Consider the following 18,551-nt stretch of genomic DNA (forward strand, 5'->3'; position numbering starts at 1 on the left):
TGTGCCGTCCCCCGCCGCCGGTCCCGAGGGTGGGGGAGCGAGTGGATGAATCCCCGGCTGACCGGGGATTCATCCGGGGTTGTCAGGCTCTTCCGGACGTTGTCGGGGGTTGCAACCCCTGACAACGTCAGGAACTGCCCGTCCACCCTCGGGGCGGAGGGGATCTCGGAGCGACTCGGGCCGTTCGCCCCTGGTCGCAGGGTGGACCGGTCACGACCATGACGCCATGACCTCGGTCCGTCCGGGGGCGGCCGACCGTGCACCGGGCCCACCCCAGCTCCAGTCGGTGCTCGCCGCGCTCGACGTGCTGGACTGCTTCACGACCGCCGAGGAGCTGGGCGTCACCGACGTCGCCCGCCGCCTGGGCGTGGCCAAGAGCACGGCCCACCGCCTGCTGACGGCGCTGTGTGCCCGCGGGCTGGCCGAGCGGGTGCCGGCCACCGGCCACTACCGGCTCGGCCTCCACCTGTGGGAGCTCGGTCAGCTCGTGCAGGACCGCACCCCGCTGCGCCACCTCGCGCTGCCGATGCTGGAGGAGGTGCGGCTGCGCACCCGGCTGACCACGCACCTGTCGATCGCCGACGGTCCCGACGTGGTGTTCGTCGAGCGGCTCTCGTCGCTGTCGGGGATCTCGATGCTCGGGGAGCGCGGCCGCCGGGTGCCGCTGCACACCACGAGCGCCGGCAAGGCGATCGCGGCGTTCAACCCCGAGGTGAGCCAGGCCCGCGTGGCGGCCGGCTTCCCGGTGCTCACCGAGCACACGATCGCGTCGGCCGAGCGGTGGGAGGACTGCCTGGCCGACGTACGTCGCCGCGGGTCCGCGGTCTCGTACTCCGAGAACCTGCCCGGCCTGGCGTCCGTGGCGGCTCCGATCATCGACACCAGTGGCGTCGCCGTCGCGGCGGTCTCGGTCGCCGGACCCACCTCCGACGTGCTCGGCAACGTCGACCGGCACGCCCGCGTGGTGATGGTCGCCGCCGCGCGGCTCAGCCGCCGGCTGGGCGGCTGACCCCGGGGGGCGGCTCGGCGGGCGGCTCGGCGGGCGGCTCGACGGTCAGGTGGGCGTCCTGGCCGGCGCGGGCGTTGACGGCGCGGACGAGCCGCACGTCCAGGACACGGGTCGGCGTCCCGGGCTCCTCGGGCGGCACCGCGAGCACCACCCAGCCGGTCCGGGACGAGGGCGGCACCACGCCGACCGCCCGCCCGAGCTCGCTGCGCACGACCACCCGGACGGGGCGGTCGGACGGGTGGTCGAGCCGCACCGGCACCCCGACGTCCGTGACGCTGTCGGCGGCGGCCCGCACCGTGGTGTCGGCCAGGTCGGCGACCGGGCTCGGGTCGTCGTCGCCGAGCGAGACCCGCACGCCGGCGACCGACGCCCGCAGTCCCCTGCCGGCCCCGACCCGGACCGTGACCGCTCCGCCGTGCTCGTCGACCGGGTCCTGGCTCGACCGCAGCCACACGTGCGCCTCCTGCTGACCGACGCCGAACCGGACCGTGCGCGCGGAGAGCGTGACCGCGCCGCCGGGCCGGGGCGGGGCGTCGAGCTCGAGCCGGGCGGACGTGGGGCGTGAGGTCGGCTGGTCGAGCCGCACGGTGAGCCGCACCCGTCCGCCCTCGGGCACCGAAGGCTGGTCGGCACTGACCCGCGCGAGCGGCACCGGCGGGGTGGGGCGGCCCCGGCCGTCGAGGGCGGCGAAGCAGTAGCCGCGGGCGCGCAGGTCGGCGATCTCGCCGGGCACCGCCCGCAGGGTGGCGGGCGAGTTCGTCACCCCGTCGTGCTGCAGCACGATGTTGGTGGCGTGGGGTCGGACCGCGCCGACGACGCCGTCGCGGATCTGCTGCGATGAGAGCCCCGTCCAGTCGCGCGAGTCGATCGTCCACAGCACCGGCGTGTAGCCCATCGAGCGCACCACCGCGCGCACCCGGTCGTCGATCGCACCGTACGGAGGGCGCATCAGCCAGGTCGGGTGGAGGTGCTCACGCACCATCAGGCGCCTGGTCGAGGCGAGCGCGCCGCGGATCTGGGCGTCGGTCTGGGTGGTCAGGTCGGTGTGGAGCCAGGTGTGGTTGCCGATCACGAACCCGCCGCGGGCCTCCGCCCGGGCCGGGTCGGGTGCGGAGGCGATCCGGCTGCCGACCAGGAAGAAGGTCGCCGGCACGTGCTTGCGCTCGAGCAGGCGCACCAGCGCCGGGGTGACGGCGCTGGACGGGCCGTCGTCGAAGGTCAGCGCCACCAGGCCGCGCGAGCACGGGCTCACCCCGCCGGTCCGGCCCGTGGCGCCACCGGGGTCACCGAGCGCCGGGCCCACCGGCGCCACGAGCGACCCGGCGACGACGGCCGCCGCCACCCACCGAGCCAGCCCGACGCCCCGCATCGCTCCCACGGCGTCATCATCCGTGGACGCGGGCCGGCGCGGGGGCGATTGCCCGGATCAGAAGAGCCGGGGCTGCGCGATCTGGGGCCAGTCGATCGCGGCCACCGCCTCGTCGGCCGCTTCGCGCCAGGTCTGCGCGGGCGGTCGCACCGTCAGCGTGGCCGTGGCGTCACCGGCCCGCAGCGGCAGCTCCTGGACCGGCTGCGTCGGCCGGCCGACCGGCACGGTCACCGTCGCGCTCGCCTCGACGGCCAGGGCGGGGACCACGACGGTCACCGCCCCGAGGGGGGTCCGCACGACGACGGGCAGGTCCCGGCTGCTCGGCCGGTCCAACCGCACCCGCACCGGCGCGGGCGTCGCCAGCAGGGGCGAGGCCGTGACGCTCGCGTCGTCGAGGCTCACGACCGGGGCCGGGTCGTCGTCGACCACCTGGACCGGCGCCTGCGGTGTGGGCGCGGGTCGGATGCCGCTGCCGCCGGTGACCGTCGTGGTGAGCTCCTCGACGGGCTCGTCGACCTGGTCCTGGGGAGCCCGCAGCCAGAGGGCGGCGGCCTGCCGTCCCGCGGGGATTCGCACCGTCCCGGCCGTGGTGCGCACGGTGACGGCACGGCTCGTGGGCTCGTCGAGACGGACGACCAGCCGGACCCGATCGCCCTCGGTGATCCGGGAGCGGTCGGCCTCGACGGTGGCCAGCGGCACCGGCGGGGTCGGTCGGCCGGCTGCGTCGAGGGCGGCGAAGCAGTAGCCGCGCTGGCGCAGCAGCGCGACCTCCTGGGGGACCGCGCGCAGCGTCGCGGGGGAGTTGTCCACCCCGTCGTGCTGCAGCACGACGTTCGTGCGGTGCGGGTGGACGTCGCCGACGACGCCGTCGCGGATCTGCCCCGAGGACAGGCCGGTCCAGTCCCGCGAGTCGATCGTCCAGAGCACGGGGACCAGCCCCAGGTCGCTCATCTCCCGCCGGGCCGGTGCGTCGATGGCGCCGTACGGCGGCCGCGCGAGGTCGCTCGGCTCGACCCCCGCCGCCACCAGGGCACGGCGGGTCGAGGCCAGCGCATGGTGGACCTGTCGCGGTGTCTGGGTGGTCAGGTCGGTGTGCGCCCAGGTGTGGTTGCCGATCGTGAAGCCGGCGCGGTCCACCAGCCGGACGACCTCGGGGTGCTCGGCCACGCGGCTGCCGACCATGAAGAACGTCGCCGGGACCTGCAGCCGCCGCAGCACGCGCACGAGCCGCGGGGTGACCGTCGTGACCGGTCCGTCGTCGAAGGTGAGGGCGACCAGCCCGCGCGAGCACGGCACGACCGGGTGCGAACGGTGCGGGTGGCCGTGCGCGTGCCCGGGTGGGGCGGCCGTCGCCGGGCCCGTGGGCAGCAGGAGCGCGGCGAGCGACGCCGTGACCAGGATCCGCACCCTCATGCCCCTGGGACGCGGGCCTGGGCCGTCCGGTTGCCGTCGCGCGCTCCCCACCCGAACAGGATGCCCGTGTGGTGGTCGGGATCTACGATGCGGGGGTCGCGTCTCGGGTGTCGCACCTCGAGATGGGACCTGCCCGGATGACGACCACACCCACCGCTCGTCCGCATCGCGCCCGGCTGCGCCGGGCCGCGCTCGCCGGCCTGGTCGGCCTCGGCCTGGCCACCGCCCTCCTGCTCCAGCCGGGCGGGTCCGCGGGCGCCGAGACCACCGCGCCGGCACGCAAGCCGGCCGCCAGCGCGGACGGCGGCACGCTCGTGCGGAGCGCAGGGGCCATCCAGGGCCGGGTCGAGGTCGCGGGCCGTCCGGTGCGCGGGGCCGAGGTCCGGCTGCTGCGGGCCGGTGATCGTCCGGGTCATGCCCGCGAGCTGCGGATCACCGTGTCCGACCGGCGCGGCCGGTTCGTGCTGCCGGTGCCACGCACCGGCGGCGGTGAGCTCTACCTGACCGTGACCCACGGGCGGACCCACGGACGGCGCGTGCCGGACATGGTGGTCCTCGCCTCGGCGCTCGGGGAGCGGGCGTCGGGCCACGTCGTGGTCAACGAGGCGACGACCGTCGCGGCCGGCTACGCCCTGGCCCAGTTCGCTCGCCACGGGTGGCTCGGAGGCGCCGAGCCCGGGCTGGGCAACGCGATGCTGATGACCCGCAACCTCGTCGACCTCCGCACCGGACGCCGCGCCCCGTTCCTGCTCCGCTCGCCGAACGGCACGGCCACCCAGACGCTGCCCACCTTCGACGCGCTGGCGAGCATCGTCGCCGGGTGCGCGACCCGGACCAACGACTGCGGCGCGTTCCTCACCGCGGCCACCGACGCGTGGGGGACGCGGCCGCGCACGACGTGGGAGGCGATGTCGGCGCTGCCGAAGAACCCGACCGGGGACCCCGCCGGCGTCTTCGCGCAGGTGCCGCGCCACCCGGCGTACCGTCCGGTGCTGCGCCGCGCGCCCCAGGACTGGGTCCTGGCCCTGCAGTTCGTCGGCAAGGGGCGCCAGTTCAACGGGCCCGGCAACGTCGCCTTCGACGAGCACGGCGCGGTCTGGGTCATCAACAACGCCCAGTGGGCCGTGCGGCTGAAGAACGTCTGTCCGGGGCTCGGCATCTTCAAGCTCGACCCGTTCGCTCCCGGCCGGCCGCTGGAGGAGTACACCGGCGGCGGCATCAACGGGGCGGGCTTCGGCATCGGCTTCGACCCCGACGGGCACCTGTGGGCCGGCAACTTCGGCTTCAGCGGCGACAAGTGCACGACACCGCCCACCTCCGACAGCGTCACCGAGCTGCGACCCGACGGGCGGCCGGTCTCGCCGGACCAGGGCTACCAGCAGGGCCCGCTCAGCTGGCCGCAGGGGACGGTCTCTGACCGGTCGGGCAACATCTGGATCGCCAGCTGCGGCAACAGCACCCTGGTCCGCTACGAGGGCGGCGACCCCGACAAGTCGCGGCTGGTCCGGCGCGGGATCGGGCGGGCGTTCGACGTCGCGGTGAACGCCGACGGCAACGTCTTCGTCACCGCCAACCAGGGACAGCAGGTCTTCGGCTTCACCCCGCGCGGGAAGGCGCTGCCGGGGTCGCCGTACGGCAACGGCAGCATCTTCTCGCTGCCGCTCGGCATCGCGAGCGACCGGCTGGGCAACACCTGGGTCTCGAACTCCGGGCTCATCCCCAGCCCCTGCAAGTCCGGTGAGGGACTCCCGACGCCCACCGGGACCCACTACGGCTCGGTCGTCCAGGTCGGACCGCGCGGTCACCTCACCAAGTACGCCGGCGCCGGCCTCACCATCCCGTGGGGCATCGCCGTCGACGGGGACGACAACGTGTGGGTCGCGAACTTCGGCGGCCAGCGCGTGTCGCGCCTGTGCGGCGCCCGGGTCGCCACCTGCCCGACCGGCCACCCGGGCGACCCGATCTCCCCGGCCGGGGGCTACTCGTTCGACGGACTGCAGCGCAACACCGGCGTGGAGATCGACCCGTCGGGCAACGTCTGGCTGACCAACAACTGGAAGAAGGTCCCGGCGCAGGCCAACCCGTTCGGCCGCGGCCTGGTGGCGTTCCTCGGCATGGCGCCGCCGGTCCGCGCGCCGCTGATCGGGGCGCCCCAGCTGCCGTGACGCCGTCGGCGGACGATGACTCCCGGCGGCCGCCGCGGTCTGCCTGCGCAGACCGCACCAGCCGAGGAGACGCGATGCCCGCACCGACCACCCGGACCGTCGAGGTCCCCGGAGCCGTCCTGACCTACGACGTCCGCGAGCCGTCGACCGCTGGACCACACCGCCCGCTCCTGGTCTTCGGGTCGCCGATGGCCGCCGACGGGTTCGCCCAGCTGGTGCCGCACCTGGCGGACCGGACCGTGGTCACGTTCGACCCCCGCGTCAGCGGCCGGAGCGTGCTCGACGACGACACGGGGCTCTCCTTCGAGGTGCACGCCGACGACGCCCACCGGGTGGTGGAGGCGACCGGTCTGGGTCCGGTCGACGTCCTCGCCTCCAGCGGGGCGGCGGTCGTGGTGCTGCCCTGGGCGCTCGCCCACCCCGACGACCTCGGCACGGTGGTGGCGCACGAGCCACCGCTCGTCGACCTGCTCGAGGACCGCGACGTCGTCGAGCGGCTGATGGCCGACGTCGCGGACACCTACGACGCCCGCGGCCACGGGGCGGCGATGGCGAAGTTCGTCGGGTTGGTCGTGCACGAGGGAACCTTCCCGGAGGACTACCTCGACCGTCCGGACCCGGACCCGGCCGACTTCGGCTTCTCCGCCGAGGACGCCGGCCGGCGCGACGACGCCCTGCTCGGCCGCAACCTGCGGATGCCGCCGTACCGTCCCGACGGGACGGCGCTGCGCGCCTCGGGGGTCCGGATCCTGCCGGCCGTCGGCGCCTCGAGCACGGGCACGATGCCGCACCGTGGTGGCCTGGCCCTGGCGACCCTGCTCGGGGTGGAGCCGGTCGCGTTCCCCGGGGACCACGGCGGGTTCATGGCCGGGGACTGGGCGCCGGGGAACGACCCGGCCGCCTTCGCCGCCCGGCTGCGTGCCGTGCTCGAGGAGGCCTGACCCCGCCGTGCGCGCCGTGGCCGTCCTGCTCCTGCTGGTCCTCGCGGGCTGCTCCTCCGCGCCGGTGACCCCGGCGCCGGACCCGGCGTCCGACTCCTGGATCGCCCTGGTGCCCGGAGATGCGCGTGTCTTCGACGGTCCGGCCGGGGAGCTCGTCCTGATCTACGTCGACGAGACCTATGCCATCGACGGCGTCAACGCCTCGGCGCTGACCTGGGAGCTCGACGACCACTACACGACCGACTACTTCCACCAGGACGACGACGGCGCCGTGTGGTGGTACGGCCGCCGGGGCTCGTGGCGTGCGGGCCGCCACGGCGAGGAGCCGCGCCGGATCGAGGTGGACGGCGGCCGGGCGCGCTTCGGCGACCGGACGATCGTGCTCTCCGAGGGTGGCGACCCGGTGCGGGTGGAGACCCCCGACGGCGAGTTCGCCCGGCGTCAGAACTGAACCGGCGGCCCGTCGGAGGGCGCCGAGGCGAAGAGGTTGAGGCCCAGTCGCTCGGAGAGGTACTTGGTCGCCAGCTGGCCGCGGACGCTGTTGCCGGCCTCGTCCAGGGGAGGGGAGTACGTCGCGAGCCCGCCCTTGCCGGGCGCGACGGTGATGATCCCGCCGCTCACGCCGCTCTTGCCCGGCACCCCGATCTGGTAGAGCCAGTCACCGGAGAGCTCGTAGAGGCCTGCGCTGGCCATCACGGCCAGCACGCGGCGGCAGACCCCGGGGCCGATCACGGTCTCCTGGGTCACCGGGTTCACCCCGCCGTTGGCCAGCGTCGCGGCCATCACCGCGAGGTCGTGCACGGTGACCTCGAGGGAGCACTGGCGCGTGTAGAGGTCGGTCGTCTCGTCGGGGTCGAAGAAGAGACGGTCGTAGCTGCGCAGCAGGTGCGCGATGCCCTGGTTGCGCAGGTTGGTGGCCGACTCGGACGCGTAGACCTCGTCGTCGACCAGCAGCTCGCGTCCGGCGAAGGCCGACAGCCGCTGCCGGATCGCCTCCCACTTCTCCCCGGCCGTCGCGCCGGGCACCAGGCTCGTGGTGGCGAGCGCGCCCGCGTTGACCAGCGGGTTCATCGTGCGCTGGGCGTTGAGCTCGATCGCCATCAGCGAGTCGAAGGGGAAGCCGGTGCTGTTGACGCCCAGGCGCACCCGGGCCGCCTCGTAGCCGAGGGTGTCGCAGACCAGGGCGAAGACGAAGGGCTTCGAGACGCTCTGGATCGAGAATCCCGCGGTCACGTCGCCGATCTCGAACGAGCGACCCCACGGCCCGACCACGGCGATCCCGAAGAGGTCCGGATCGGCCTGCGCCAGCGCCGGGATGTAGTCCGCGACGTCGCCGCTGCCGTGGTGGCGGTAGCGCTCGTAGGCCTCGGTCACCAGCGCCCGGACGTCGGCGGCCACCGGCAGGTCCCCGGTCGACACGTGCGGCGGCGTGGTCGCCTCGTCGAAGGGCAGCTCCTCGTGCATCGAGAGCGGGGTCATGCGGTCTCCGTTCGGTGTGGCGGCGGGGCGCGTACGGCAGCGTGGCACGTGGGCTGCGCCGGCGCAGGCGAGTCCGGCCGAACCGTCGGCGTCGCTCACTGCTCCAGCCGCGCCAGGCACCACAGGTCGTGCAGCTGGTCGGCGTACTGCCGGGTGGTCCAGCCGCGGGAGGCCAGGAGCGCGTAGACCTCGGCGGCGTTCGTCGCCGAGCCCACCGCCGCGGTCGTCCGCTGACCAGACGGGGTCAGCGGGCCCCGGCGAGCACGCGGAACGGCAGGCCGGGCAGCGGGTGCGTCTCGGCGTACGACGACGGCGAGATCTTCTGACCCGACCGCAGCAGCGGGTCGGCGGCCACGACCACGCGGTCGTGCGGGTTGACCAGGACGACGTCGCCGCCGTCGTGGAGCGGCTCGCGCATCAGTCGCTCGAAGGTCTCCAGCTGGGTGTCGGCCCCGGCGACCCCGGCCATCTCCCCGCCGACCAGGACGGGGGCGGTGGCGGTGAGGACGTACTCGTCGGTGCACACGTAGTCGACGTACGGCCCGGTGACGTGGCGGGCACCGGTCTCCTGTGGCCGGCGGAACCACTCGTGACGGGTGTAGTCGAAGACGTGGTGGCCCAGCGGCACGCCGCGCTCGGCGAGGAGGGTGCGGTCCTCGCCCTGCCACCACGCGAGGAACAGGTCGCGGTCGGAGAGCCAGCCCGGCGTGGCGACGAAGCCGCCGCCGACGACCGGGTGCTGGGCCAGGGTGCGGGTGGCCAGCGGGTGCACGCGGTCGCTCAGCGCCTCCGCCGTCAGCGAGCGCGGCCCGGTGAACGCGCCGCCGACCGCGTCCACGATGGTCCCGAGCGAGGTGAACAGTGCCTCGAAGTAGGTCGTCACCGCGTCCGCGCACCGGGCCATCGCGACGGGCAGCGTGGTGGTGGTCATGAGGCGCTCCTGGGCATCCGGTGGCGGTCGTGGACCTCGGCCTGGGTCCGGGCGACCCGGTCGAGCGTCGCCTGCAGGTGGGCGCGTGCGCTCCGGCGGGCGGCGTCGGTGTCACCGGCCTCGATGGCGTCGATCAGGCGCTCGTGGGCGGCGACGGTGCGGGCCCGGACGTCCGGGTCGCTCAAGGGGATGCGGACGATCATGCCGAAGTCCGCCTCGAGGCGCACGACTTCCCGCGTGGTCCGCGCGGACTGGGTGAGCGCCGCCACCGAGAGCCACAGCTCGGCGTCGGCGTGCCGCCACGCGCCGACCTGGTCCTCGCCCGCCGGGAGCAGGCTGCGCAGCGAGTCGGCCTCACCGGGGTCGGCGCGCTCCGCGGCGAGCTCGGCGCAGCCGGCGAGCAGGAGGAGGTACTGGGTGCCCCGGTCCTGCAGCTCGGCCCGCGACATCGAGCCGAGCCGCTCGGCCAGGGCCTCCTCGTCGGCCGCTGCCCCGGCCGCCACGAACGTGCCGCCGCCCCGGCCGCGGCTGGTGGTCACCAGGCCCTGGGCGCGCAGGCCCACCAGCGCCTCGCGGACCGTCACCACCGCGACGCCCAGCATCGCCGCGAGCTCGGGCTCGCTGGGCAGCCGCTCGCCCTCGGCCAGCACCCCGGAGCGGATCGCCTCGGTCAGCCGCTGCTCCACCTGGCCGGCCCGCCCGACGTCGGAGAGCGGGGCGAAGATCGCGCTGCGGGCGCGGCTGCCGTGCCGGCGTACGTCGGCCATGGCGGGCTCCTTCGCAACAGAAGTGTTACCAAGCGGGGGCTATTCATCTAATGTCCGGTTCCATATCTTATGGAGCCACACCCGTTTGGGAAGTCCCTCCGCCCGAGCATCCGTCCCTGCACCTCGAGGAGTCCGATTGACGGCCACGGCCATCTCCCTGCGCGGCCTCGCCAAGCACTTCGGCCAGGTGCGGGCGGTCGACGACCTGGACCTCGACATCGCCGACGGCGAGTTCTTCTCGATGCTGGGACCGTCGGGCTCGGGCAAGACGACCGTGCTCCGGCTCGTCGCCGGCTTCGAGGAGCCGACCGCCGGCACCATCGTGCTCGGCGACGAGGACGTCACCCGCAAGCCGCCGTTCGCCCGGGACGTCAACACGGTGTTCCAGGACTACGCGATCTTCCCGCACATGAGCGTGCTCGAGAACGTCGAGTACGGCCTGCGGGTCAAGAAGGTCGGCCGGGCCGAGCGCCGGCAGCGGGCCGAGGAGGCGCTGGCCACCGTCCGGCTGGCCGAGTACGGCGGGCGCCGGCCGCACCAGCTCTCCGGAGGCCAGCGGCAGCGCGTCGCGCTGGCCCGTGCGCTGGTCAACCGGCCCAAGGTGCTGCTGCTCGACGAGCCGCTGGGCGCCCTGGACCTCAAGCTGCGCCGGGAGATGCAGATCGAGCTGAAGGAGATCCAGCGCGAGGTCGGCATCACGTTCGTGTTCGTCACCCACGACCAGGAGGAGGCGCTCACGATGAGCGACCGGGTCGCGGTGTTCAACGAGGGCCGGATCGAGCAGCTGGCCACACCGGTCGAGCTCTACGAGCAGCCGACCAGCTCGTTCGTGGCCGAGTTCGTCGGCACCTCCAACCTGTTCCGCGGCGAGGACGCACGCCGGCTCGTGGGCGAGGACGGCACCTTCGCCGTCCGGCCCGAGAAGGTGCGGCTCGCCGGTCAAGCGCCCGCGGACACCACGGGGCTGTGCGTCGCGCACGGCGTCGTCCGCGAGGTGGTCTACCTCGGAGCGACCACCAGCAGCGTCGTCGACCTCGACGACGGTCCGACGGTGACGGTGTCGCACCCCAACACCGACACCTCCATCGACGCCGCGGTCGAGCGGCGTGATCAACGCGTCGTGGTGACCTGGCGGCGTGACCACCTGGTGTCCCTGGGTCCCTCGACGCAGGAGACATCCCCTGAGGAGGAGACAGCATGAGCAAGTTCGGTTCCAGGCGGCTGGCCGCCGTGGCGTGCGCCGGGGTGCTCGCCCTGGCGGCGACGGCCTGCGGCACCAGCTCGGGTGACAGCAGCGGTGGCGGCTCCGCCGACGCGAAGCAGGGCGGCTTCACCGCGCCCGACGTCCCGATGCAGGACTCGATCGGCGACCCCGAGGGCCAGGTCAACATCCTGGCCTGGCCCGGCTACGCCGAGGACGGCTCCACCGACAAGTCGGTCGACTGGGTGACGCCGTTCGAGAAGGAGACCGGCTGCCAGGCGAATGTGAAGTACTTCGGCACCTCCGACGAGGCCGTCCAGCTGATGAAGTCCGGCGAGTACGACGTCGTGTCGGCCTCCGGTGACGCGACCCTGCGCCTGATCGCCGCCGGTGACGTCGCGCCGGTCAACACCGACCTGCTGACGAACTACGCCGACATCGCGCCGTTCCTCAAGGACCGTCCGTGGAACTCCGTCGACGGTCAGATGTACGGCGTCCCGCACGGCTGGGGTGCGAACCTGCTGATGTACAACACCGACGTCGTCAAGCCGGCGCCGACCAGCTGGGGCGCGGTCTTCGACGGCGCGTCGGACTACGCCGGCAAGGTGACCGCCTACGACTCGCCGATCTACATCGCCGACGCCGCGCTCTACCTGATGGCGACGCAGCCGGACCTGGGCATCAAGGACCCCTACGCCCTGGACCAGGACCAGCTCGCCGCAGCGGTCGACCTGCTGAAGAAGCAGAAGGAGAACGTGTCGGAGTACTGGTCGGACTACCTCAAGGAGGTCCAGGCCTTCAAGAGCGGTGACTCCGTCATCGGCACCACGTGGGAGGTCATCAACGCGGTGGCCCAGGGCGAGGGTGCCCCGGTCGACGCGATCCTGCCGAAGGAGGGCTCGACCGGCTGGTCGGACACCTGGATGATCAGCTCGCAGGCGCAGAACCCCAACTGCGGGTACCTCTGGATGGACTACATCACCAGCCCGCAGGCCCAGGCCCAGGTGGCGGAGTACTTCGGTGAGGCTCCCGCCAACACCAAGGCCTGCACGCTGACCTCGGACAAGAAGTTCTGCGAGACCTACCACGCCGAGGACGCGGCGTACGCCGACCAGATCCACTACTGGACCACGCCGATCTCCCAGTGCCTCGACGGCCGCACCGACGTGCAGTGCACCGACTACGGCGACTGGACGACGGCCTGGACCGAGGTCAAGGGCTGACCCCGACCATCCTCTGACCACCGTCTCGACGAAGGACTGACCCGACCTTGTCGATCCTCGACCGCCGCCCGGGCCTCCGGGTGGGCCTGCTCCTCACGCCACCGATGCTGTGGCTGGGAGCGGCCTACCTGGGGGCCCTGGGGGCGCTCCTCATCACGTCGCTGTGGACCCAGAACGACTTCACCGGGACCATCGACCGGGTCTGGACGCTGGAGAACTTCCGCACGCTCTTCACCGTCGACGTCTACCGCACCATCACCGTCCGCACGATCGGCCTGGCGGCGCTGGTCACGGTGATCGATGCCGTGCTGGCGTTCCCCATCGCGCTGTACATGGCCAAGATCGCCTCGCCCCGGGCCCAGCGGCTGCTGGTCATCGCCGTCCTCATGCCGCTGTGGGCGTCGTACCTGGTCAAGGCGTACGCCTGGCGGGGCATGTTCTCCGCCGACGGACCGATCGAGTGGATCCTGAACCCCTTCGGGCTCAGCACCCCGGGCTACGGCCTGGCGGCCACGACCGTCACGCTGGCCTACCTCTGGCTGCCCTACATGATCCTGCCCGTGTACGCCGCCCTGGAGCGGGTGCCCGACTCGCTCTTCGAGGCGTCCGCCGACCTCGGCGCCGGCTCCGTGCACACGCTGCGCCGGGTGGTGCTGCCGATGGCCTTCCCGGGCTTCGTCGCGGGCTCGATCTTCACCTTCTCCCTGACCATGGGCGACTACATCGCGGTCAAGATCGTGGGTGGCACCACGCAGCTGCTCGGCAACGTGGTCTACGACAACCAGGGCGCGGCCAACAACCTGCCGTTCGCGGCGGCGGTCGCGACCATCCCGATCGTGGTGATGCTCGGCTACCTCGCCGCGGCCCGCCGTACCGGCGCACTGGAGAGCCTGTGATGGCGCGCCCGACGGTCATCTCGCCCGGCCTGCGCCGGAGCCTGCTGGGGATCACGGCCCTGGTGCTGGTCTTCGTCTACGTCCCGCTCACGCTGGTCGTCGTCAACTCGTTCAACATCGACAACACCTTCGGGTTCCCGCCGCCGGGCTACACGCTGCACTGGTGGCAGCTCGCCTGGGAGAGCCAGGGCGCCCGCTCGGCGCTGTGGACGAGTGTCAAGGTGGCGTGCGCCGCGACGGCCGTCGCGCTGATGCTGGGCACGCTGGCCGCGATGGCGCTGCGGCGCACCCGGTTCTTCGGGCGCAACGTCGTGTCGCTGCTGATCATCCTGCCGATCGCCCTGCCCGGGGTGGTGACCGGTCTGGCCTTCCAGAACGGGTTCCGCACGATCCTCGGGATCCAGCTCAGCCTCTGGACGGTGATCATCGCGCACGCGACGTTCTGCATCGTGACGATCTTCAACAACGTCCAGGCCCGGTTCCAGCGCCTCGGCGGCAACTTCGAGCAGGCGTCCATGGACCTCGGCGCCGGACGCTGGACGACGTTCCGGCTGGTGACCTTCCCGATGCTGCGCTCGGCACTGCTGGCCGGCGCCCTGCTGTCGTTCGGACTGTCGTTCGACGAGATCGTGGTGACGACCTTCACCGCGAGCAGCCACGACCAGACGCTGCCGCTCTGGATCTTCCAGAACCTGTTCCGGCCCAACCAGGCGCCGATCGTCAACGTCGTGGCGGCCGTCCTCGTGATCGTCTCCGCGGTCCCGATCTACCTCGCCCAGAAGCTCTCCGGCTCGCAGGCGGAGGGGCTGACGGCCTCGCCGTAGCCCTCCACCCCGCCGTGCCGGACCACGGCGCCCGACGGGCGTCGGGCGTGGGACGCGCGGGGATATTGGGGCGACGACCGTCGGTGCCCCGACATAGCGTGGGTCCTCGCCATGACTCTCGCGCAGCTCGACACCGACGACCGTCCGGGGACCCTCCCGGGCCGTCCGCCCGCGCCCGCGAGCACGGTCGACTGGCGCCGCCTGCGCGGCCGCACGGCCGCGGTCTCGCTGGTCGCCTGCGGGGTCGGCGCGATCGGGACCGCCCTCGGCTCCCTGGTGGCCGGGCTGCTGGCCGAGGACGCGAGCTGGGCGCTGGTCGGGCTGCTCGCACTGTGCGTGGTCGGTGCGGCGACGCTCGACACCGGGGCGCGCACCCTCTGGGCCGGCGTGGTCGACCGTGCGGAGGGCCGGCTGCGCGCCGACCTCCTCGACGCCGCCATGCACCAGCCGCTGGAGGCACTGACCGAGCAGGCCGTGGGCGAGGTCCTCGACCGCGTCGACGACGACACCCACGAGGTCGGCACCCTGTTGCGCCAGAGCGCCTGGCAGGCCATCCGGACCCTCCTGGCCTCGGGCCCGCTCTGGCTGGTCGCCGGCCTGACCTGGTGGCCGGCGTTCATCCTCTTCCCGCTCGCCGGGGTCGCCGCCTTCGCGAGCGTCCGGCGGGTGCTGCCCGACATCGCGACGCGCAAGGTGGTCGAGGAGGCGACCTGGACCGAGCACGCCGCCGCGATGGAGGAGGGCGTGGCCGGCCGCGACGACCTGCGCGCCAGCCTCGGCCAGGCCCACGTGCTGCGCCGCACGACCGAGCTGGCGGCGCTGGTCCACGAGCGCTTCGCCGCCGTGCTCGAGCTGGAGGCCCGGGTCACCCGGCGCACCGGAGCCCTGCTGCACGGCGTGCTGGCGGCGACCGCGCTCGTCGGGGTGGCCCTGGTGAGCAACGGCCAGCTCGGCACCTCCGCGCTGGTCACCCTCTACCTGGTCACCACGACGTTCGTCGGCCAGGTCGACCAGCTGGCCCGGCACCTGCCGGACCTCCAGGCCGGTCTGGGTGCCGTGGTGCGCCTGCGCGGTCTGCTCGGCGCGGAGCGCGAGCCCGTCGGCGGTGGCGCGCTGCCCGACGGTCCGCTCGCCGTCGACTTCCGCGACCTCCACTTCGCCTACGTCGAGGGCCGCTTCGCGCTCGAGCACGTCGACCTGCACGTCGCGGCCGGCACCACCTGCGCGCTCGTCGGCCGCACCGGCTCGGGCAAGTCGACGCTCGCCACACTGCTCTCGCGCGGCGTGGAGCCCGAGCCCGGCTCGGTCCTCCTCGGCGGGATCGACGTGCTCGACCTCGACCTGCAGGTGCTGCGCTCCGCGGTCGGGGTGGTCACCCAGCGCACCGAGATCCTGGCCGGCACGCTCGCCGAGAACATCACGCTCTTCGAGCCCGTCCCGCGGACGACGGTCGAGGACGCGGTCGACGAGCTCGGCCTCGACGACTGGGTCGCCGGCCTGCCCGACGGGCTCGACACGCTCCTGGGCCCGGGTGGCACCACGCTGTCGTCGGGGGAGGAGCAGCTGGTCGCCTTCGCGCGGCTGCTCGTGCGCGACGTCCGCGTCGTCGTGCTCGACGAGGCGACCGCCCGGATGGACCCGGTCACCGAGGCGCACGTGGTCCGGGCGGCCGACCGGCTGCTGTCGGGGCGCACCGGCCTGCTGGTCGCCCACCGGCTCTCCACGACCGAGCGCGCCGAGCAGGTCGCGGTGCTGGAGGGTGGCCGCGTCGTCCAGCGCGGTCCCCGCTCGCTGCTCGCCGCCGAGGGCGGCCCGTTCCGCACGCTGCTCGAGGCCTCCGCCGAGGACGGCGCCGGCGCCGCGCCGCTCCCGGCCGCCGTCGGAGGTGGGCTCGCCACCCAGGTCGGCACCGCCCGGCGGACCGGCACCCCGCCGCCGCCACCGCCGATGCGCCGGGTCCCGGGTCTGCTCCGCGCGACCTGGTCCGCACTGGTCATCGAGCCGCGCTGGGGTCTGGTGAGCATCGGGCTCTTCCTGGGCTCGGCGCTCACCGGTGCCCTGGGAGCGGTCTCGGGCTGGATCTGGGGTCACCTGGTCGTGACGCTGCAGGCGGGCCACGAGCCGCTGCCGCTCACCGTCGCCCTGGTCGCCTCGCTCATGGTCTCGCCGCTGCTGATGTCGGTCGCGTTCCGCCTCTACCCGCGGTGGTGGGTGGCGGTGATGCTCCGGGTCCGCACGACGGTGCTCGCCGGGCAGACGGCCCAGCACCGCCTCGAGCGCACCCCACCGGGCGAGGTGGTCGCACGCACCATGGACGCGGACCGGCTGGCGCGGTACGCCGACCGCTGGGTCGACTTCGTCAACGGGCTGGCGATCGCCGCGATCACCGCGGTCCTCGCGCAGAGCCTGGTCGCCGGCGCGGTGCTGCTCGCCGTGATGGCGGCCTCGTCCCTGGCCTCCTCCTTCGGTCGCCGGGTGGCGGGGCGCTCGGCGGCGGCGTCGGCCGCGGCGCGGGCCCGGTTCGGCCGGTCGCTGGTCTCGGCACTCGACTCCATCCGCACGGTCAAGCTCGCCGCGTCCACGCCGAGCGTCCACGGCCACCTGCGGGAGGTCGACGGCGGCCGGGTCTCGGCGGCGGTGCGCGAGCACCGCGTGCAGGCGCTGCTGGACGGCGTCCCGATCGTGATGGTCCAGTGCGGCGTGGTCGCGGCGTGGGCGCTCCACGTCGCCGGCGCCTGGGGCCTGGCGACGGCGCTGCTGGTGGCGGGCGCGGTCAACGGCTTCGACTGGTTCGGCCGCGTGGCCGGCGCGGTCATCACCGAGGCCCCCGGCACGCGAGCCTGGATGCAGACCACGAGCCGGCTCGCCGGCGGCGGTGACCTCATGCACCCGCCGGCGGACGTCGACCTCGTCGCCGGAACCGCCCCACTGCCCGAGCCGGGCGTCCGCGACCCGCTGCGCACCCTGGAGGTCGTCGGCCTCAGCGCGATCCACGACGACGGCACGGTCGGGGTCAGCGACGTCGACCTCACCGTGGGCCGCAGCGAGCTCGTGCTGCTGCTCGGCCAGGTCGGGTCGGGGAAGTCGAGCCTGCTCGCCGCGCTCGCCGGCCTCGTCTCGAGCACGGGGCAGGTCCGGTGGAACGGCGTACCGGCCGACGACCCGCAGACGTTCCTGCGGCCGGGCCGGGTCGCCCACGTGGCCCAGGTCCCGCGGGTGCTCTCGGGGACCTTCGCCGACAACGTGCGTCTCGACCACGCGGACCGGGTCGTCGAGCCGGCGCTGGAGACCGCCCGGCTCGGCCCGGACGTCGCCGCGGCCGGTGGGCCGGACGCGCTGGTCGGGCACCGCGGCGTCCGGCTGTCCGGCGGCCAGGTGCAGCGTCTGGCCCTGGCCCGAGGGCTCGCCTGCGACGCCGAGCTGCTGCTCGCCGACGACGTGTCGTCCGCGCTCGACGCGGCGACCGAGATCGAGCTCTGGACCGCGCTGCGCCGGCAGGGCGCGACCGTCATCGGCGCCACCTCCAAGCGCGCGGCGCTCGCCCAGGCCGACCGGGTCGTGGTCCTCGTAGACGGCCGCGTCGCCGCGGTGGGTCCGTGGGACGAGCTCGCGGGTGAGTGGGGCCGCCTGGCCGGCTGACGCCCTCAGCCGACCAGCACCTGGTGACGAGCGGCCCACTGCGGCTGCCAGCGTCGCCGGTAGGCCCAGCGCAACGGACGAGGCAGGACGCCGAGGACCTTCTCGGTGCGCACGTCGTCCTGACCCTGGAGCAGCCACGGGAAGAACTCCGCGGCGCCCCGGAGCCCGAGGCTGCGGGCCTGCGCAGCACCGAACGCGTCCCAGTCGCGGGGGGTGACGGCGGCGACGATCAGCGGCATGGCCTCGGCCTCCTCGTGCGCGAGGTGGTCGCGGACCACGGTGTGCAGGTGGTCCAGCGCCTGCGCGGGCGAGCGCTCCTCCCGGACCGCGTCGCCGACGGCAGCCAGTGCCGGGTCGACCAGCTCGTGCTCGTCCTCCATGGCATCGAGCACCTGGAGGGCGTCGGGGGAGCGGCGCCAGCTGCGTCGTACCAACGGCCAGAGCTGCTCGTCCTCGACCGTGTGGTGATGGTGCAGCTGCTCGGCGAGCACGTGCCACCCGAGGCGGACGCGCTCGCCGGCGTCGGGATCGGCACCGGCCCCCGCGGCCGCACGGGTCAGCAGGTCGAGATCGCGGCGGAAGGCGTCGTGGATGGTCTCCATCACGGTCAGGTCGACGCGGGTCGGGCTCATGGGTTCCTCCTCGGGTGGACCGCCGGTCGGGTCGCCGGCCGGGCTGGACCAACCGTCGGCGA

General features: G+C 74.0%; 15 protein-coding genes. 9 read left to right on the top strand and 6 right to left on the bottom strand.

Features of this window, described 5'->3' with window-relative positions; genetic code table 11:
- Positions 1-226 precede the first annotated feature (226 nt).
- The gene (locus ACILRH_RS22020; RefSeq protein ID WP_395696217.1) at positions 227-1,009 is read left to right on the top strand and encodes an IclR family transcriptional regulator; all 783 of its coding nucleotides are present in this window, start codon (positions 227-229) and stop codon (positions 1,007-1,009) included.
- Here ACILRH_RS22020 and ACILRH_RS22025 read toward each other — a convergent pair.
- Entirely contained in the window at positions 987-2,378 is a 1,392-nt protein-coding gene (locus ACILRH_RS22025; protein WP_395696281.1) for a polysaccharide deacetylase family protein, read from the bottom strand. The genes ACILRH_RS22020 and ACILRH_RS22025 overlap by 23 nt on opposite strands.
- Positions 2,379-2,435: 57 nt before the next feature.
- Complete coding sequence (locus ACILRH_RS22030) at positions 2,436-3,791, bottom strand: polysaccharide deacetylase family protein (RefSeq protein WP_395696218.1); 1,356 nt, start codon at positions 3,789-3,791, stop codon at positions 2,436-2,438.
- A 137-nt stretch (positions 3,792-3,928) separates the two neighbouring features.
- Between ACILRH_RS22030 and ACILRH_RS22035 the strand changes: the two genes are divergently transcribed.
- The 3 genes from ACILRH_RS22035 to ACILRH_RS22045 all read left to right on the top strand — a co-directional run bounded on the left by ACILRH_RS22035 (position 3,929) and on the right by ACILRH_RS22045 (position 7,348).
- Positions 3,929-5,956: a hypothetical protein gene (locus ACILRH_RS22035; RefSeq protein WP_395696219.1), complete on the top strand. Its 2,028-nt coding sequence runs from the start codon at positions 3,929-3,931 to the stop codon at positions 5,954-5,956.
- A 74-nt stretch (positions 5,957-6,030) separates the two neighbouring features.
- Positions 6,031-6,897: an alpha/beta fold hydrolase gene (locus tag ACILRH_RS22040; RefSeq protein WP_395696220.1), complete on the top strand. Its 867-nt coding sequence runs from the start codon at positions 6,031-6,033 to the stop codon at positions 6,895-6,897.
- 16 nt (positions 6,898-6,913) lie between these two features.
- Positions 6,914-7,348, top strand: coding sequence for a hypothetical protein (locus ACILRH_RS22045; RefSeq protein WP_395696221.1), 435 nt, complete (start codon positions 6,914-6,916; stop codon positions 7,346-7,348).
- On the opposite strand, the gene glsA is transcribed toward ACILRH_RS22045, so the two are convergent.
- From glsA to ACILRH_RS22060, 3 genes are all read right to left on the bottom strand, one after another.
- A complete protein-coding gene (gene glsA / locus ACILRH_RS22050) occupies positions 7,339-8,376 on the bottom strand; it encodes a glutaminase A (protein WP_395696222.1) in 1,038 nt (345 codons plus the stop codon). The two genes, ACILRH_RS22045 and glsA, sit on opposite strands and share 10 nt — an antisense overlap.
- A gap of 244 nt (positions 8,377-8,620) precedes the next feature.
- On the bottom strand, positions 8,621-9,307 hold the full coding sequence (locus ACILRH_RS22055) for a cache domain-containing protein (RefSeq protein WP_395696223.1): 687 nt from the start codon (positions 9,305-9,307) through the stop codon (positions 8,621-8,623).
- Positions 9,304-10,074: a FadR/GntR family transcriptional regulator gene (locus ACILRH_RS22060; RefSeq protein WP_395696224.1), complete on the bottom strand. Its 771-nt coding sequence runs from the start codon at positions 10,072-10,074 to the stop codon at positions 9,304-9,306. The genes ACILRH_RS22055 and ACILRH_RS22060 overlap by 4 nt, the downstream gene beginning before the upstream one ends.
- A gap of 136 nt (positions 10,075-10,210) precedes the next feature.
- Between ACILRH_RS22060 and ACILRH_RS22065 the strand changes: the two genes are divergently transcribed.
- The 5 genes from ACILRH_RS22065 (at position 10,211) to ACILRH_RS22085 (ending at position 17,857) form a co-directional block, all read left to right on the top strand.
- On the top strand, positions 10,211-11,275 hold the full coding sequence (locus ACILRH_RS22065; protein WP_395696225.1) for an ABC transporter ATP-binding protein: 1,065 nt from the start codon (positions 10,211-10,213) through the stop codon (positions 11,273-11,275).
- Positions 11,272-12,498, top strand: coding sequence for an ABC transporter substrate-binding protein (locus tag ACILRH_RS22070; RefSeq protein WP_395696226.1), 1,227 nt, complete (start codon positions 11,272-11,274; stop codon positions 12,496-12,498). The genes ACILRH_RS22065 and ACILRH_RS22070 overlap by 4 nt, the downstream gene beginning before the upstream one ends.
- 47 nt (positions 12,499-12,545) lie before the next feature.
- The gene (locus ACILRH_RS22075) at positions 12,546-13,394 is read left to right on the top strand and encodes an ABC transporter permease (RefSeq protein WP_395696227.1); all 849 of its coding nucleotides are present in this window, start codon (positions 12,546-12,548) and stop codon (positions 13,392-13,394) included.
- The gene (locus ACILRH_RS22080) at positions 13,394-14,218 is read left to right on the top strand and encodes an ABC transporter permease (protein ID WP_395696228.1); all 825 of its coding nucleotides are present in this window, start codon (positions 13,394-13,396) and stop codon (positions 14,216-14,218) included. Before ACILRH_RS22075 ends, ACILRH_RS22080 begins: the two co-directional genes overlap by 1 nt.
- A gap of 111 nt (positions 14,219-14,329) precedes the next feature.
- Entirely contained in the window at positions 14,330-17,857 is a 3,528-nt protein-coding gene (locus ACILRH_RS22085) for an ATP-binding cassette domain-containing protein (protein ID WP_395696229.1), read from the top strand.
- Positions 17,858-17,862: 5 nt separating this feature from the next.
- Here the strand turns inward: ACILRH_RS22085 and ACILRH_RS22090 are convergent, their stop codons facing one another.
- Positions 17,863-18,489, bottom strand: a complete 627-nt coding sequence (locus ACILRH_RS22090) for a hemerythrin domain-containing protein (RefSeq protein WP_395696230.1) — start codon at positions 18,487-18,489, stop codon at positions 17,863-17,865.
- Between the last annotated feature and the right edge of the window lie 62 nt (positions 18,490-18,551).

The organism is Nocardioides sp. (assembly GCF_044226765.1).
GTDB lineage: Bacteria > Actinomycetota > Actinomycetes > Propionibacteriales > Nocardioidaceae > Nocardioides.

Excerpts from the sequence above, each read along its gene's own strand:
- ACILRH_RS22085 (WP_395696229.1), top strand. The coding sequence starts at position 14,330 with ATGACTCTCGCGCAGCTCGACACCGACGACCGTCCGGGGACCCTCCCG.
- ACILRH_RS22080 (WP_395696228.1), top strand. The coding sequence starts at position 13,394 with ATGGCGCGCCCGACGGTCATCTCGCCCGGCCTGCGCCGGAGCCTGCTG.
- ACILRH_RS22030 (WP_395696218.1), bottom strand. The coding sequence starts at position 3,791 with ATGAGGGTGCGGATCCTGGTCACGGCGTCGCTCGCCGCGCTCCTGCTG.
- ACILRH_RS22035 (WP_395696219.1), top strand. The coding sequence starts at position 3,929 with ATGACGACCACACCCACCGCTCGTCCGCATCGCGCCCGGCTGCGCCGG.
- ACILRH_RS22060 (WP_395696224.1), bottom strand. The coding sequence starts at position 10,074 with ATGGCCGACGTACGCCGGCACGGCAGCCGCGCCCGCAGCGCGATCTTC.
- ACILRH_RS22025 (WP_395696281.1), bottom strand. The coding sequence starts at position 2,378 with ATGCGGGGCGTCGGGCTGGCTCGGTGGGTGGCGGCGGCCGTCGTCGCC.
- ACILRH_RS22070 (WP_395696226.1), top strand. The coding sequence starts at position 11,272 with ATGAGCAAGTTCGGTTCCAGGCGGCTGGCCGCCGTGGCGTGCGCCGGG.
- ACILRH_RS22040 (WP_395696220.1), top strand. The coding sequence starts at position 6,031 with ATGCCCGCACCGACCACCCGGACCGTCGAGGTCCCCGGAGCCGTCCTG.
- ACILRH_RS22020 (WP_395696217.1), top strand. The coding sequence starts at position 227 with ATGACCTCGGTCCGTCCGGGGGCGGCCGACCGTGCACCGGGCCCACCC.
- glsA (WP_395696222.1), bottom strand. The coding sequence starts at position 8,376 with ATGACCCCGCTCTCGATGCACGAGGAGCTGCCCTTCGACGAGGCGACC.
- ACILRH_RS22090 (WP_395696230.1), bottom strand. The coding sequence starts at position 18,489 with ATGAGCCCGACCCGCGTCGACCTGACCGTGATGGAGACCATCCACGAC.
- ACILRH_RS22055 (WP_395696223.1), bottom strand. The coding sequence starts at position 9,307 with ATGACCACCACCACGCTGCCCGTCGCGATGGCCCGGTGCGCGGACGCG.